The 15,012-nt window shown below is 58.3% G+C and carries 11 protein-coding genes and 2 tRNA genes; 6 read left to right on the top strand and 7 right to left on the bottom strand.

The features are described 5' to 3' along the window. Positions 1-10: 10 nt before the first annotated feature. Positions 11-2,419 carry a phosphoenolpyruvate synthase gene (gene ppsA, locus QQF73_RS07430; RefSeq protein WP_425607951.1) on the bottom strand — a complete coding sequence of 803 codons (2,409 nt, stop codon included), beginning with the start codon at positions 2,417-2,419 and terminating at the stop codon, positions 11-13. Positions 2,420-2,551: 132 nt separating this feature from the next. Between ppsA and ppsR the strand changes: the two genes are divergently transcribed. Further along, a complete protein-coding gene (gene ppsR / locus QQF73_RS07425) occupies positions 2,552-3,367 on the top strand; it encodes a posphoenolpyruvate synthetase regulatory kinase/phosphorylase PpsR (protein ID WP_219866117.1) in 816 nt (271 codons plus the stop codon). Positions 3,368-3,442: 75 nt separating this feature from the next. On the opposite strand, the gene QQF73_RS07420 is transcribed toward ppsR, so the two are convergent. Then, on the bottom strand, positions 3,443-6,367 hold the full coding sequence (locus tag QQF73_RS07420) for an insulinase family protein (RefSeq protein WP_219866118.1): 2,925 nt from the start codon (positions 6,365-6,367) through the stop codon (positions 3,443-3,445). Positions 6,368-6,465: 98 nt separating this feature from the next. Here QQF73_RS07420 and QQF73_RS07415 point away from each other — a divergent pair, with 98 nt between their 5' ends. The 3 genes from QQF73_RS07415 to QQF73_RS07405 all read left to right on the top strand — a co-directional run bounded on the left by QQF73_RS07415 (position 6,466) and on the right by QQF73_RS07405 (position 9,548). Then, positions 6,466-6,927, top strand: coding sequence for a hypothetical protein (locus tag QQF73_RS07415; RefSeq protein WP_219866119.1), 462 nt, complete (start codon positions 6,466-6,468; stop codon positions 6,925-6,927). A gap of 114 nt (positions 6,928-7,041) precedes the next feature. Then, positions 7,042-8,397, top strand: a complete 1,356-nt coding sequence (locus tag QQF73_RS07410; protein WP_285367776.1) for a PEGA domain-containing protein — start codon at positions 7,042-7,044, stop codon at positions 8,395-8,397. A gap of 53 nt (positions 8,398-8,450) precedes the next feature. Continuing rightward, positions 8,451-9,548, top strand: a complete 1,098-nt coding sequence (locus tag QQF73_RS07405; protein ID WP_285367774.1) for a response regulator — start codon at positions 8,451-8,453, stop codon at positions 9,546-9,548. On the opposite strand, the gene QQF73_RS07400 is transcribed toward QQF73_RS07405, so the two are convergent. Then, entirely contained in the window at positions 9,508-10,104 is a 597-nt protein-coding gene (locus QQF73_RS07400) for a nucleotidyltransferase family protein (RefSeq protein WP_425607955.1), read from the bottom strand. The two genes, QQF73_RS07405 and QQF73_RS07400, sit on opposite strands and share 41 nt — an antisense overlap. 158 nt (positions 10,105-10,262) lie before the next feature. Here QQF73_RS07400 and QQF73_RS07395 point away from each other — a divergent pair, with 158 nt between their 5' ends. Beyond that, positions 10,263-11,114 (top strand): 6-carboxytetrahydropterin synthase, encoded by an 852-nt coding sequence (locus QQF73_RS07395; protein ID WP_219866122.1) that lies wholly within the window; start codon positions 10,263-10,265, stop codon positions 11,112-11,114. 123 nt (positions 11,115-11,237) lie between these two features. Here QQF73_RS07395 and QQF73_RS07390 read toward each other — a convergent pair. The 3 genes from QQF73_RS07390 to gltX form a co-directional block, all read right to left on the bottom strand. Beyond that, positions 11,238-11,313, bottom strand: a tRNA-Glu gene (locus QQF73_RS07390). A gap of 7 nt (positions 11,314-11,320) precedes the next feature. Next, positions 11,321-11,396: transfer RNA gene (locus QQF73_RS07385), tRNA-Ala, on the bottom strand. A gap of 116 nt (positions 11,397-11,512) precedes the next feature. Then, the gene (gene gltX, locus QQF73_RS07380) at positions 11,513-12,994 is read right to left on the bottom strand and encodes a glutamate--tRNA ligase (RefSeq protein ID WP_219866123.1); all 1,482 of its coding nucleotides are present in this window, start codon (positions 12,992-12,994) and stop codon (positions 11,513-11,515) included. Positions 12,995-13,177: 183 nt separating this feature from the next. Here gltX and QQF73_RS07375 point away from each other — a divergent pair, with 183 nt between their 5' ends. Next, positions 13,178-14,119, top strand: a complete 942-nt coding sequence (locus QQF73_RS07375; protein ID WP_285367771.1) for a zinc ABC transporter substrate-binding protein — start codon at positions 13,178-13,180, stop codon at positions 14,117-14,119. Here QQF73_RS07375 and QQF73_RS07370 read toward each other — a convergent pair. Next, positions 14,096-15,010, bottom strand: coding sequence for an AEC family transporter (locus QQF73_RS07370; RefSeq protein WP_285367770.1), 915 nt, complete (start codon positions 15,008-15,010; stop codon positions 14,096-14,098). The two genes, QQF73_RS07375 and QQF73_RS07370, sit on opposite strands and share 24 nt — an antisense overlap. Positions 15,011-15,012: the final 2 nt, after the last annotated feature.

Genomic DNA, 15,012 nt, shown 5'->3' with positions numbered 1-15,012 from the left:
TGCAATGGGCTCAGTCGATCTTCTCGTCGGCCAGGAAGAACCAGGTATCCAGCACCGAGTCCGGATTCAGCGACACGGTATCGATGCCCTGGTCCATCAGCCACTTGGCCAAATCGGGGTGATCCGACGGCCCCTGGCCGCAGATGCCAATATACTTGCCGGCCTTCTTGCACGCCTGGATAGCGTTGGACAGCAGCGCCTTGACCGCGTCATTACGCTCGTCAAACAGGTGCGCGATGATACCGGAATCCCGATCGAGGCCGAGGGTAAGCTGGGTCAGGTCGTTGGAGCCAATGGAGAAGCCATCGAAATGCTCCAGGAACTGATCCGCTAACAGGGCATTGGCCGGCAATTCGCACATCATGATCACGCGCAGGCCGTTTTCGCCCCGCTTCAGACCGTTCTCGGCCAGCAGGTTCACGACCTGCTCCGCTTCGCCCACTGTCCGCACGAACGGCACCATGACTTCCACGTTGGTCAGGCCCATCTCGTTACGCACCTTCTTCAGCGCCCGACACTCCAGCTCGAAACAGTCCCGGAAGGTCTCGGAGATGTAACGCGATGCGCCCCGGAAACCAAGCATCGGGTTCTCTTCGTCCGGCTCGTAGAGCGTTCCACCGATCAGATTGGCGTATTCGTTGGACTTGAAATCCGACAGGCGGACGATCACTTTCTTGGGTGCAAAGGCGGCGGCCAGAGTGGAGATACCCTCCACCAGCTTGTCCACGTAGAAATCCACTGGCGAGTTGTAGCCAGAAATACGCTTTTCAACCGTCTGCTTGATGTCGCGAGGCAAGCCGTCGAAGTTCAGCAACGCCTTCGGATGCACACCGATCATGCGGTTGATGATGAATTCGAGGCGGGCCAGACCAACGCCTTCATTCGGCAGTGCCTGGAAATCAAAAGCGCGGTCCGGGTTGCCCACGTTCATCATGATCTTGAACGGAATATTGGGCATGGAATCGACGGTATTTTCACGCAGCTCAAAGTCCAGCGCACCCTCGTAAATCATACCGGTGTCGCCTTCGGCACAGGATACCGTGACCTCCTGGCCGTCTTTCAGAAGCTCGGTGGCATCACCGCACCCGACCACCGCAGGGATACCCAGTTCGCGGGCGATGATGGCCGCGTGGCACGTACGACCGCCGCGATCAGTGACGATGGCCGACGCGCGCTTCATGACCGGTTCCCAGTCAGGGTCGGTCATGTCGGTAACCAGAACGTCACCTGCCTGGACTCGATCCATTTCTTTGATGCTGGTGATAATCTTCACCGGGCCGCTGCCGATCTTGTGTCCGATACTGCGGCCTTCAACCAACACCTTCCCGGTTTCGTTCAGCAGATAACGCTCCATGACATTGGCAGAGGAGCGGCTCTTGACCGTTTCCGGACGGGCCTGAACGATGTAGATGCGGCCATCGTCCCCGTCTTTCGCCCATTCGATGTCCATGGGACGCTCATAGTGCTTCTCGATGATCATGGCCTGCTTGGCCAACTCTTCCACTTCCGCATCGGTGATACAGAAGCGATTCCGCTCTTCCTGCTCAACCTTCACGGTCTCGACAAACTCACCGGCGTCAGGGCTGGGGTGGTACACCATCTTAATGGCCTTGCTGCCGAGGTTACGACGCAATACGGCAGGCCGTCCATCGGCCAGCGTCGGCTTGTGGACGTAGAATTCGTCGGGGTTCACGGCGCCCTGAACCACAGTTTCACCCAGGCCGTAGGACGCGGTAACGAATACCACGTCCCGGAAACCGGATTCGGTGTCGAGCGTGAACATCACGCCGCTGGCCGCCGTCTCACTGCGCACCATTTTCTGGATACCGGCAGACAGTGCTACCAGTTTGTGATCGAAGCCATGATGAACCCGGTAGGAGATCGCCCGATCGTTGAACAAGGAGGCAAACACCTCTTTTACAGACGTACGTACCTGCTGCAGCCCAACAACGTTCAGGAAGGTTTCCTGCTGACCGGCAAACGACGCATCGGGCAGGTCTTCGGCGGTCGCGGAAGATCGCACCGCAACGGCCATATGCTCATTGCCCGCCTGAAGCTTGGCGTAGGCCTCTTCGAGCGCATTTTCCAAGACATCCGGGAAATCGGTATCAATGATCCACTGACGAATCTCGGCACCCACTCGGGCCAGTTCGTTGACATCATTTACGTCGAGGGCGTCGAGGGCAGTGTCGATCTTGTCTTTCAGGCCATCGGTGGCCAGGAATTCGCGATAAGCGTGAGCTGTCGTGGCGAAACCGCCGGGAACGGTAACACCTGCGTTGGCGAGATTACTGATCATTTCCCCGAGAGAGGCGTTTTTTCCGCCCACCCGGTCAACATCGGACATTCCCAGGTGATCAAACCAGATAATGTAATCTTCCAAAGCACGTCTCCCTTGAGTCTGTGAAGCAAAGAGCATAACCGGGCCAGCGGTATCTAGCGGCAAAAGCGGGCAATATCCACTGCGGAGTCTCGAACTTGGCGTGTATGATACTGTAACCTGCAGCAATTACCTAGGGAACCCGCCAAATACGGAGCCGGACGATAAACCATGAAACGCACCGCTTTCTTCATTTCCGACGGCACCGGTCTGACCGCCGAGGCCCTCGGCCACAGCCTGCTGGCCCAGTTTGAGAAAATCGAATTTGAACGCGTGACTGTGCCTTACATCGACGACGAGGAAAAGGCCCGGGACATGGTGACGCGCATCAACAAGGCCGCCGAAACCGACAACGCCTCGCCACTGGTATTCGACACCATCGTCAACAGCGATATCCGGGAGGTGATTGCCACAGCAGACGGCTTCATGGTGGACATTTTCGGGACCTTCCTCAGCCCATTGGAGCAGGAGCTTCAGTCCTCCTCTTCCTATACCGTCGGCAAGTCTCACTCCATCAATAACGAAGGCAGCTACGAGCGGCGCATCAACGCAGTCAATTTCGCCCTCGACAACGACGACGGTGCGCGGATACGTCATTACGATGAAGCGGACCTGATCCTGGTCGGGGCCTCGCGCAGTGGCAAAACCCCCACCTGCCTGTACCTCGCGCTCCAGTATGGGGTCAAGGCGGCCAATTACCCGATTACCGAAGAGGATCTGGAAGATCAGCAGATGCCGGCGCCGCTGAAGCCCCATAAACAGAAAATCTTCGGGCTGACCATCGAACCGGAGCGCCTCGCCACCATCCGCAACGAGCGCCGACCGAATTCCCGGTACTCGTCACTGAAACAGTGCATGCATGAAATCGAGGAAATCGAGCTGATGTACCGGCGGGAACGGATTCCGTATCTCAACACCACCGCCTATTCGGTCGAGGAGATCTCAACCCGCATCATGGTGACCACCGGCCTCAAGCGTAACCGCTAACGCAGTCCGGTTAATGCACAAAAAAGAGGGCCCGAAGGCCCTCTTTTTTCATCACACCGGCCACCATACCCGGCGTTACATTTCCTCAATCGCCAGGCCGAGCTCCTCTGCAACCTTGCGGTTTTCGGGACTGGTGACAACCGCGATACTGGCATTCTCCGGCATCAGCCAGGTGCTGGCCACTCGTTTGAGATCATCCAGTGTCACTGCCAGCACGCGCTCGCGGAATCGGGCGCGCTGCTCCGGGCTGCGCCCGAACAGTTTGTTGTGGAACGCGTGACGAGCGGCCCCGGCCGGGGAGCGCGGGCGGTCCAACTGGCCGATCACGCCCAGGATGGACTCTTCCAGCTCCTGGTAATCGTGGTCGGTGGTCTGCAACCACTCCAGTGCCCGATCAAAATCGTCCAAGGTTTCAGCCAGGCGGGGATCCCGATAGGAGAAAAACCGGAAGGTACCATTCACGCTATCCTGGCCGGCACCGCCGCCATAGGCACCTCCCTTCTCGCGAATGACCCTATGCAGGTAGCCGTTGCGCAAGAAGCCCCCCAGTACCGTCAGTGCGGCAGCGTCGGGGTGGTCCACCGGAACGGTACTGTAGGCCTTGGCACAGAAGTTCACCTGGGTGGAGGTCAACCACGCTTCGCGGGTGGTGTAATTAACCGGTTCGATTTTCCACGGAGACATCTCGGTACCGGCTTCACCCTGCCAGCAGGATTTGAGATCATCCACCATCGCCGGTAACTGATCCTCCTCGCCAACAATCAGGAATTCGCGACTCTGATTGCGAATCCGGTCATGCAAGGCCGACAGTTTCGCACACAGTCCGTCCAGCTCCTGCGGGTCATTCAGTGCCTGGTCCAGCTGCTTGGTTCCACGAATACCGGCGAGGCCGCCAAGTCGAAACGACAACCAGGCACCCGGGCTCATACCCTGGGCAGCCGCCCCCATTGCCAGGGCATGACCGCTACCGGTTACGGCTTGCTCCCGTCGGGTCCGAATCTGGGCAATGATTTCACGAATGCGATCTTTCTCATCGAAACGGGCACTGGTGTACACGTCCCGCAGCAAAGCCGTCAGTTCGCTCCGGTTCCGGGCCAATGCCTTGCCATTGAAGACAATGTATCCGGACAGATCCTGAACATCGTCGACCTTTCCCTTGGCACTGAAGGAAGCACCAATGCCTCCGGATTCTGCCGAAATACGATCCTGCATCTGCAGGTAGTCCAGATCGCCACACCCTACTTCCGAGATCAGCGTGGTGTAATACGGCACCAGCAACAGCTCTTCCTCGGTCAGCGCCGGCACTGGCACCACAACCTGCTCATACACCAGGCCGTTGGTGCCACGGGAATAAACCGTGGCGGAGATGTCGCCGTCGTAACGGGACTCCGGCTCCGGCATCTGCAGCGGCACATCGGACAGGTCTACCTTGGGCAGGATGGAGTCGTCGTCCTTGCGCATCTGGCGCTTTTCCAGCGCCGCAGCACGCTCGACAATCTGCTGAATCTCCTCGTCCGTCAACTCGGCCTTGCGACGGGCCAGAGCCTCACGGATGGCCTGCTGGCGATGGCTCTCAAGCTTTTCGTCCGGGCGCAGGGTCAGAGTGACCCTATGCGGATTCTCCAGCAGTTTCCGGCGGATCAGGTTCGGCACATACTGGGGATCCCGAATTTTCTCACGCAGGGATTCCAGCACCGGCTCAAGGTCCAGCAACTCCACCGGATCACCGCCGTGTACCATCGGTGCAATGGCGCTCATGATCAACTGCAGGCCGTAGGGGAACTGATCTCCGGCGATCTCGCGCTGATGCAGTTCGAGCTGGTGCAAAATGGCCTCGAGGCGCTCCTCGCTGACGCCTTCCTCGGCCACCTTCAGCAAGGTGCCCTCAATCAGCGTCTCAAGCTCTTTCTGTCTTTCCGGTTCACTGCCTTCGATGCCGCAAACAAAGGTCATCTCCCGGTTGGAATCCTCCAGACCACACATCGGTGATGGCGCATGCCCGAGATCGGTGGTTTCCAGGGCCCGCATCAACGGCGACGCGCTGTTCTCCAGCAGAACGGCAGACAGTAGCTGACCTTCGAGATTTTCCTGCAGATCGAAGCTGTGGCCCAGCAACCAACCCACAACGATGTGAGTCTTCTTCTCGGTGCCCTCACCTTCATTCACGGCATAACCCTGCTCGACCCTCACCGGGGAAAACATGCGCTTCTCGTCCCGCACCGGCAGTTCGATGTCCAGACGGTCAAATCGCTTCAGGGCCAGCTCCTCGAAACGCTCATGGTGTTCGCTCGCCGGAATGTTGCCGTACGTGGCGAAAATGGCGTTGCTGGGGTGGTAATGATGACGATAGAACCTCACCAGGTCGTCGTAACTCAGATCGACAATGTGGTCCGGTTCGCCGCCACTGTTGTAATGATAGGTGGTGGTCGGAAACAGGTGACTGCTGAGGTTCTGCCACAACTGGGAGGTAGGCGAACTCATGGCCCCCTTCATTTCGTTGTAGACCACGCCACGATAGACCAGGTCGGTATCAGGATTATCCGGCGTATCGAATTCCAGCCGATGGCCTTCCTGGGCGAAATCCAGTTGGTCCAGCTTGGAGAAAAAGACCGAATCCAAATACACCGACAGCAGGTTGTCGAAATCCTTCCGGTTCATACTGGCAAACGGATAGGCAGTCCAGTCGCTGCTGGTGAACGCGTTCATGAAGGTGTTCAGTGAGCGACGGATCATCATGAAGAAGGGGTCACGCACCGGGTACCGTTCACTGCCACAGAGTGCAGTGTGCTCCAGAATGTGGGCAACGCCGGTCGAATCCATGGGGAAGGTCCGAAGCGCCACGAAAAATACGTTCTCATCGTTGTCCGCTGCCAGATGCAGGTGGCGGGCTCCGGTCTTCTTGTGACGATACTCCTCAACGTCCAGATTGAGGGTGCCAATCCGGTGACTGCGAAGCTTTTCAAACGCCGGATGGACTGCGTTCTCGATCTCTGAAGCCATTCGAACTATCCTGTCTTTAACAATAAGAGACTTGTAGGGTAACACGGAGTATCGATTATCATGCACAGTCCACAAGCGATAAGGTAGCCCCCCAATTCATGACCACCTATTCACCACACACCAAGGCCGTGGATGCCCCCGAAGTGGCCGTGTACTGGGCTGAACGCCGGAGATACCTCGAACGCATCCGCAGGGTTCCGGAAATCAGGCAACGTTTCTGGCGCGAAGTTGCGATCTATCTGCTTCGGCGGATTTTGTGGTCCTTCGGCTTCTTCCCGATTTTTATCGCTTTCTGGATTCCCTTTGTGCTCGCCAGCTTCAATCCGGTGGTCATGGCATCGGATCTGATCCCCCTGCTCCAGGACTTCACGAATTCCAACCCCGAAGTTCAGGCAACCACGATCAGCACCCTGACCATCGCCTGGGCGTCGATCGGCTTTATTTTCCTGGTCTTTGACTTCGTGTTAACCCCATTTCGCTCCCCCTATGAATATGAAGCCGATGTGTACATGAGGTCGTGGGAACAACTCAACCATGACCAGCTTCCGGACAAAGTGTGATTTGGCCTGCATTCTCGTTAACTTCAGACACTTTCTGTTACATAAGTTTGCACGCACTGGTTAAGATGCAGAGGTAAACAGAATTCTGAGAATGCAGGTTCAAGAGGTTCCACCATGGTCGATTTCAGACCGCTTCTGTTCATCAACGCACTGGCCCTGATGCTTCTGGTTACTGCCGGATTCGCCTCCGTCCGGGACGACAGGACGCCCCTGGTGACGGCAGAGCCTCCTGCCATTGAGCAGACCCTAAAGACGGTGGCGGACGAACCCGAGCCCCAAGCGGCTCAACCCCATGTTTTTGCCGAGCCCGCCCAGGCGCCCGGGTCCCAGCAAATCGAAACCGAGACGGTTGCCACCATAGCCGAGCCGGAAACAACCGAGCAGCCACGCAGGCCGAAGGTGGAGGCAGAGCCATTCAGCGTGCCGCCTATGCCGGAGGAAACAACCGTGCTGGCCGTCGCGGAACCACCCGCGGCCATGGCAACCCGGACCGATGTTCCGCCAACACCGGAACCAGAGCCGGCCAAGCCGGCCCCGACCACGGGAACCCTCGTTCTACGCTCAAATGTGGTGGGTGACACCGTAACCATCAATGGCGAAACGTATGGCGCCACCCGACTCGATCTGGAACTCGAACCCGGCCGTTACGATGTCACCATCAGTAAACCCGGATTCAAGGACTGGAGCCGGAACGTTGCCCTCGAGGCCGGCAGCGAGATGACTCTGGTGGGCAAGCTCGAGGCCTACACCACCGTCAATTACCGCAAGGGAACCTGGGTCGGCGGTGTGAAAACCGGAGACGGCACTTACGAAGATAAAGAGGGACTGCGCTACGAGGGCCACTTCGTTGACGGAAAATTCCACGGCGAAGGCACGGCCTGGTATCCCGATGGTAGCCGCTACGACGGCGCCTGGAGCGAAGGCCAGCGGGACGGGGAAGGCACCTGGCGCGGCGCCGATGGCGCGCGCTACGCCGGGGAGTTCAGCGCCAACCGGTTTGGCGGCAAGGGCACGCTCACCAAGGCCAATGGCGACATCCTGACCGGCTTCTGGAAAGACGGGAACCTGAACGGCCACGGTTCTCTGACCACCGCGGACGGCATGCTGTACGTGGGAGCCTTCCGCGACAACGAGTTCCATGGCCGCGGTTCGCTGACCTACCCTGATGGCCGCCATTACGAGGGCGAATTCTCCAATGGTAAATTTCACGGAACCGGCGCCGAGGTCTTTGCCGATGGCAAGAAGTACGAGGGCGAATACATTGAAGGGAAGTTCCACGGCAAGGGCCTGCTTTTGAATCCCAACGGCAGCTCCATCGAGGCAACCTTCCGACACGGCGAGCCCTACGGAAAGGTCCGCCTGACAACGGCGGCCGGTGAAATCTTCACCGCCCGCACAACCGAACCCGGTGTCTGCTATCGGGACAAGAGCTATCGGGCCACTCAATGCCCGAAACTGGAAGGCTGGTAACTGGCATCAGCCCGATCACATACGCGTTTGCAGTAAACGATTGAGGTAGTGACATGGCGATCAAGAACGCTCTGCTGGTGGACGACTCCAAGGTGGCACGGTTTGCCCTGAGCAAGCTGCTGGAAAGTCGTGACATGGAAGTGAACATGGCAGGATCGGCCGAGGAAGCACTGGATTTCCTGAACGGCTCCGGTCGCCCGGATGTCATTTTCATGGATCATCTGATGCCCGGAATGAACGGGGTAGAAGCAACCAAGGCAATCAAGGGCAACCCTGACACCGCCGCCATCCCGATCATCATGTGCACCTCCAAGAAGTCACCAACGTTCATGGAAGAGGCCAAGAACTTCGGCGTTTACAACATCCTCACCAAGCCGCCACAGACCGAAGGCCTTTCCCTGGTTCTCGAGCAATTGAACCGTGACGTCACCGAAGGCACCCTGCCAGAGCCACCGGATGTCGATTGCGCTGAGACCGACCCGGAGGATGATCTGCTGAATATCCCCGACGATGCCTCTGTCGAACTGTCGATGAAAACCGAAGACGATGTCGCCATTCCGGACAGCAGTTCATCGAATGTGGTGCCTCTGACCGGCGACCTGATCGAGCAGATTGCGCGTTCCGCCGTCAAAACCCACATCAACAACCGGCTGCACGAACTGCTCAGCTCGCTGTTTGACGAGCAATTTGACCATCTGAAGCGGGCACTGGATGAGTCCCGAAGCCGGCAGGAGAACGCCGTAGAAGAGCGGCTGACTGGCATGGCCAACCTGGTCGAGGAGCGCACCAGGCACCTCCGGGACGAAGTCGCTGCCGAAGTAAACCTCAACCTGGCTCGCGAACTGGCGGACCTGAAGCGGGAACTGAAAAGCAATTCCGGGTTCACCGCAGACCACATGGCCGAACTGAAGGACCACATCACCAGCGTACAGACCATCGACACCGAGTTCTGGCAAACCCTTCAGTCGGAGGCTATCCAGCAGGCCCATGAGATATCCCGGGAAACTGCCGAGGATATCGCCCAGCGAACCATTGATCTCTTCGTCGCCCAGCAGCGCTCGGCATCCTCCAAGATCTACACGGTGGGCCTGGCGGTCAGCCTGGGAATATTCAGCGTCGGGATTGCCTGGCTATCCGGCCTGTTTGGCTGAGTCTCACCCTTATCTGCCGCCAGTCCGCCGGGGTGTCCACATCTTCGTGGACTCCGGGAATATCAACCCGGGTCGCCCGGACGCTGGCCAGTAACTGGCCAGCGCCACAATCACCTTCCAGTTCCATCACCTCGGGCCACAGCCATCGTGGCAGATACGCCGGCACGCCGGGCCGACCGTCGTAATCCGCAGCGACTGGCTGGTTTGGTACAAACCTGGCGGCCTCGCCAAATGCCCTCAATGAATCGACGTCCAACAGCGGCTGGTCCGCCAGCAGAACGAAGACTCCCCGGGCTCTGGGTCCCAAACTGGCCAGGCCAGTCGCCAGGGATGCTGACAATCCCTGGTGCCAGTCCGGTGATCTTAGCCAGGCGGTCGGTTGCGAGGAGCAGCGAAACCGGATCAGCGGATACCAGGCCCCACAAACGACCCTGACGTCCTTACTGAGGACCCGCCCCAATTCGATGGCCCGGTCCAGCAGAATCCCCTCCTGTCCCGCCAGGGGAAGCAGCATTTTGGGTCGCCCGTAACGGCTCGAGGCGCCTGCAGCAAGGATAAGTGTCGGAAATTCCTGATCGGTTACGCGCGGGGAGAAGTTTATGATAAGCGTCTCGTTAGTCAGTTACGTGAAGTCTGGAGCAGAACCAGACTGCCGGTTTCAATGATTTTTGCTAGAATTCCGCCATCATTCAACCATACCCGCCCGGACTTTCAATGAATCACCTCTTTGTGGACAACCTCACCGTCATTGATTTCGCATACTTGGAGCCAACTCGCGGCCTGGTAGGCGAAAGCTGGATTGCGGACGTGGTGCTGGGCGGCGACCTTGATGATCAGGGTATGGTATTCGACTTCAGCAACGTGAAGCGGACCATCAAACGGGTCATTGACGAGCGCGTGGACCACCGGCTTGTCGTTCCCCGCGGATACGAAGGCCTGTCCTGGAACGAGGAGGAACCCGACACGTTTCATTGGGCCCTGACCGACGGCAGCGAAATCATCCATCGCTCTCCGGACGAGGCGGTGGTCTGGCTTTCGGCCGAGCGAGTCGTACCGTCTGTGGTTGCCAGCCTGCTGGAGCACGAACTCAAGGCGGTCCTGCCCGCAAATGTCACGACAGTGGAGATCAATCTGCGGGAAGAGGTAATTGAGGGCGCCTACTATCATTACGTACACGGGCTTAAGAAGCATTTGGGCAACTGCCAGCGAATTGCCCATGGCCATCGCTCTCCCATCCGGATCGACCGGAACGGCCATCGGGATCACGATCTGGAACGCCGTTGGTCCAAGCTTTGGCGCGACATTTACGTGGGCTCCGAGGAAGACGTAGTCAGGCGCCATGTGGGCAACGACGGCGTTCGCTATGTCACCTTCGAATACGAGGCGAACCAGGGCGAGTTTGCGCTCACGCTGCCCGAGGATCGAGTTTACATGCTGGATACGGATACGACGGTGGAATTGATCGCGGCCCATATCGCGGACAAGCTGAAACTGGAATTTCCAACCGACACGATCCGGGTCAAAGCCTACGAGGGCGTCGGCAAGGGGGCCATCGCCGCGCGCTAGCACCGGTGCACTGAGCCCCAAGCATCCCTGGGGCCTTAGCCTGTGTTTTCTTCAGACACAAAAAAACCGCCCGAAGGCGGTTTTTTTGATGGCTATCCGGTGGACTAAACCGTCAAGCCGAATTGGCGTCCCCTAGGGGGTTCGAACCCCTGTTGCCGCCGTGAAAGGGCGGAGTCCTAGGCCACTAGACGAAGGGGACTAGAAATTGGTGGAGCCAGGCGGGATCGAACCGCCGACCTCAACACTGCCAGTGTTGCGCTCTCCCAGCTGAGCTATGGCCCCTCAACGGCTGCGTATATTAAGGATCCGCCCTATGGGCGTCAACCTCTGAACCGCACTTTTTTCAAGTTTTCTGAACATCCCTGCTCAAGCCGTTCATTTCTTCGCCAAAGCGGTTATTAAGCACCCAATGCGGCGTACTCTTTCTCCACCCTCTTGGTCTCTTTCTTCGAAAACCCACCCAGCACTTCCAGGGCATGGCGCAAACGGGAACGGGTCATGTCGGGACCCAGCAGATCCATGGAGTCCATAACTGACCAGGAATTCGGGGTGCCGGCAACGGCAACGAAGATCGAGAACATGAAGTCCCCCATCTTCAGCTCCATGGCCTTGGCAAGGGATTTAATGTCCGCGAAGATGTTTTCCTTGCTCCAGTGCCGCTGAGCTTCCAGCTTCCACAGAGTGAACTGCAGGACCCGCTTGATCTGCGTCTCGTCCAGCTTGTTGTGGGCAAAATCGTCCGGGCTCAAATCCAGCATGCCGGAGAACATGAAGTTGGCCATCGGAGCAACATCAGAGAATACCTCTGCCCTGCCCTTGATGTGCGGCACCAGCGCTTTCAAGGCGTCCTCGTTGAACCACCACTGGCGCATACGCTCCATAAACTGCTCTTCGGTGAGTTCGTCACGCAACCACTGGCCGTTGAGCCAGCGCAGCTTCTCCACGTCGAACACCGGACCGCCCAGGGAAACGCGCTGGATATCGAAGTTCTCAATCATTTCGTCCAGCGTGAATTTCTCGCGCTCATCCGGCATCGACCAGCCCATGCGGCCGAGGTAGTTGGTCACAGCTTCCGGCAGGAATCCCATGCGCTCGTAAAAATTGATACTGGTCGGATTCTTGCGCTTGGACAGCTTGCTCTTGTCCGGATTACGCAGCAGCGGCAGATGGCAGAGTTCCGGCATATCCCAGCCAAAGTACTGGTACAGCAGCTTGTGCTTGGGGGCGGAGTTGATCCACTCCTCACCACGCAGCACGTGGGTAATGCCCATTCTGTGATCGTCTACCACGTTGGCGAGGTGATAGGTGGGCATGCCATCCGATTTCAGGAGGATCTGGCAATCGACCTGCGCCCAGTCGATTTCAATGGTGCCGCGCAGCATGTCCTGGATTTCACAAATTCCCTCGTCTGGAACCTTCATCCGGATCACGTGTGCTTCACCCGCGTCCAGGCGACGCTTCACCTCCTCTTCCGGCAACTCCAGATCCCCCTTGATGCCAGGGTTCAGACCCTGAGCCTTGCGCTCTTCCCGAATGGCTTCCAGCTCTTCCGGCGTGCGGAAGCAGTAGAAGGCATGGCCTGCCGTTACCAGGTCTTCCGCATACTGCTTGTACGAGTCCTTGCGCTCGGACTGACGATACGGACCATGGGTACCACCGACGTCGGGGCCCTCGTCCCAGTTCAGCCCCAACCAGCGCAGTGCCTGAAGGATGTCACGCTCGGATTCGGCAGTGCTGCGAGCCTGGTCGGTGTCTTCGATACGCAGGATGAACTGACCGCCGTGCTGACGTGCAAAGCAGAGATTGAACAGGGCCACGTAGGCGGTACCAACGTGAGGATCACCGGTGGGTGATGGAGCAATTCGGGTACGTACTGTCATGAAACCTTCCTGAAATGTCGGTGGCCGTTAATAAACCCGGCATTATACCGACCCACTCCGGATTTCGCATAACTCCCCAGTATCGACAACCAAACCAGGCAACACCAACGCAGCTGTTGGACCACACTTTCTTTTAATGTAACATTATAACATTCTATTTTATTGCTACAGGATCTTCCGGCCATGCTCCGAATCCACACCAAAGCGCTCAATACCCTTGCCGCGGGCCTGCTACTCACCTTGTCTGGCGGGATCAGCGCGACTGAAGTTGTCACCTCGATCAAACCAGTGGAGCTTCTGGTCCACGCAATTGCGGGGGACGATGTCACCACCAGCACCCTGGTTCAGGCCGGCTCCAGCCCCCATACCTACAGCATGCGACCCTCCCAGCGCCGGGCTTTGGAAAATGCCGATGTGATCTTCTGGGTCGGACCAGATGTCGAAAGCTTTCTGAGCCGCATACTGAATGGCGACGAATTCCGGGACCGCACCGTTGCCCTCACGACCGCGGATGACGCTCATGCCAAAGAAAGTGCCGGGCACGACGAGCACGGGGACGATCAAGCCGGAGAGACCCATGCCCACGAGCATGGTGACGGTGAGGACCCACATATCTGGCTCGACCCCATGCTGGCGCTGGACATGGCGAAACAGATCCACCAGGCCCTTGCCGGGCTCGACGGCGCTAACCAGGAGATTCTGGACAAAAACCTGGCTCGTTTCGAAGCGAGTCTGGCCGAGACGGAAGCCACCATCCGGGAAAAGCTGGCACCGGCACATGACCTCAGCCTGTTCGCCTACCACAGTGCATTCACCCGCTTTGCCGAGCACTACGAACTGCCGCTTGCCGACGTACTCACTCTCAATCCGGAGCTGTCACCCGGCGCCCGACACGTGGCGCAGGTTCAGACCAAATTGCGTGAAGCAACGCATCCGTGCCTGCTGACCGAGCCGCAGTTTAACCAACAGTGGTGGACGTCCATCACGCGGGGCCTGGATGTGACCTTCAGCACCTGGGACCCCTTGGCGACTGACATTCAAGTCAGCGCGAAGGGTTACCAGGACTTCCAGCTCAGCATTGCCGACGCCGTGTTGAAGTGTTTACCAGAGAATACCGAGCATTAGCGGAATGGACGCCATGGCGAACAGCGTCTGGCCGCTGATGATGCCCGCCATCAGGGGCGCATCACCACCCAGTTGCCTTGCCAGAATGTAGGCTGAAGTGGCGGTGGGCAGCGTCGCCAGCAAGATAACCACCTGCACCAGCAACCCGTCCAGCCCCAGCATCAGGGCCAGTCCCGCCGCCATCAGGGGAAAGGCGAACAGCTTGAGAACAGATGACACCAGGAACGGCATCGACGCCCCCCGGAGCGCCTTCATCTGCAACCCTGCCCCCACCGTCATCAACCCCATGGGCAGAGCCAGGTTGCTGAGCGGTGCCAGGATGCCCGCCACCAGGGGGTGGAATCCGATTTCGAAAAAGCTCCAGACCACACCGATCACCGATCCGACAATTAGCGGATTGGTGACAATGGCCTTCATCACCGGCCCGAACCGGGCCCGATCCTGACTGGCAACCAAGGAAAACATCAGGATGCAAAGGAGGTTGAGCAACGGCACCATAATGGCGACGGCAATGGCAGCGAGGGACAGGCCCTCATCTCCCAGCAACATGCCACCGGCGGCAAGGCCAACGTAGGAATTGAACCGGATAGCACCCTGGAAAACCGAGGAAAACACCGGCCCACTCCATTTCCAGAACCACTGGGCAATGCTCAGCGCCAGCGTCATGGCCACCAGCATGGCGCAGATCAGGAGCGCAATGTCGGTGTATGCGGAGGCCGGCAACCGCGCCTGCCCCAGCTTGAACACCAGCATGGCAGGAAATAGAACGTAGTAGGTAAAGCGCTCTGCACGGGGCCAGAAATCACCGCCAGGAAAGTCCCAGCGCCGAAACAGGTGGCCAAGCAAAATCAGGACGAAAACCGGAACAAGCGCCTGAACCATTACCGGCATGA

Source organism: Marinobacter albus, assembly GCF_030238305.1.
Lineage (GTDB): Bacteria > Pseudomonadota > Gammaproteobacteria > Pseudomonadales > Oleiphilaceae > Marinobacter > Marinobacter albus.
Note: the sequence above shows the minus strand (reverse complement) of the source record. Positions and strands in the feature narration are given on the sequence as shown.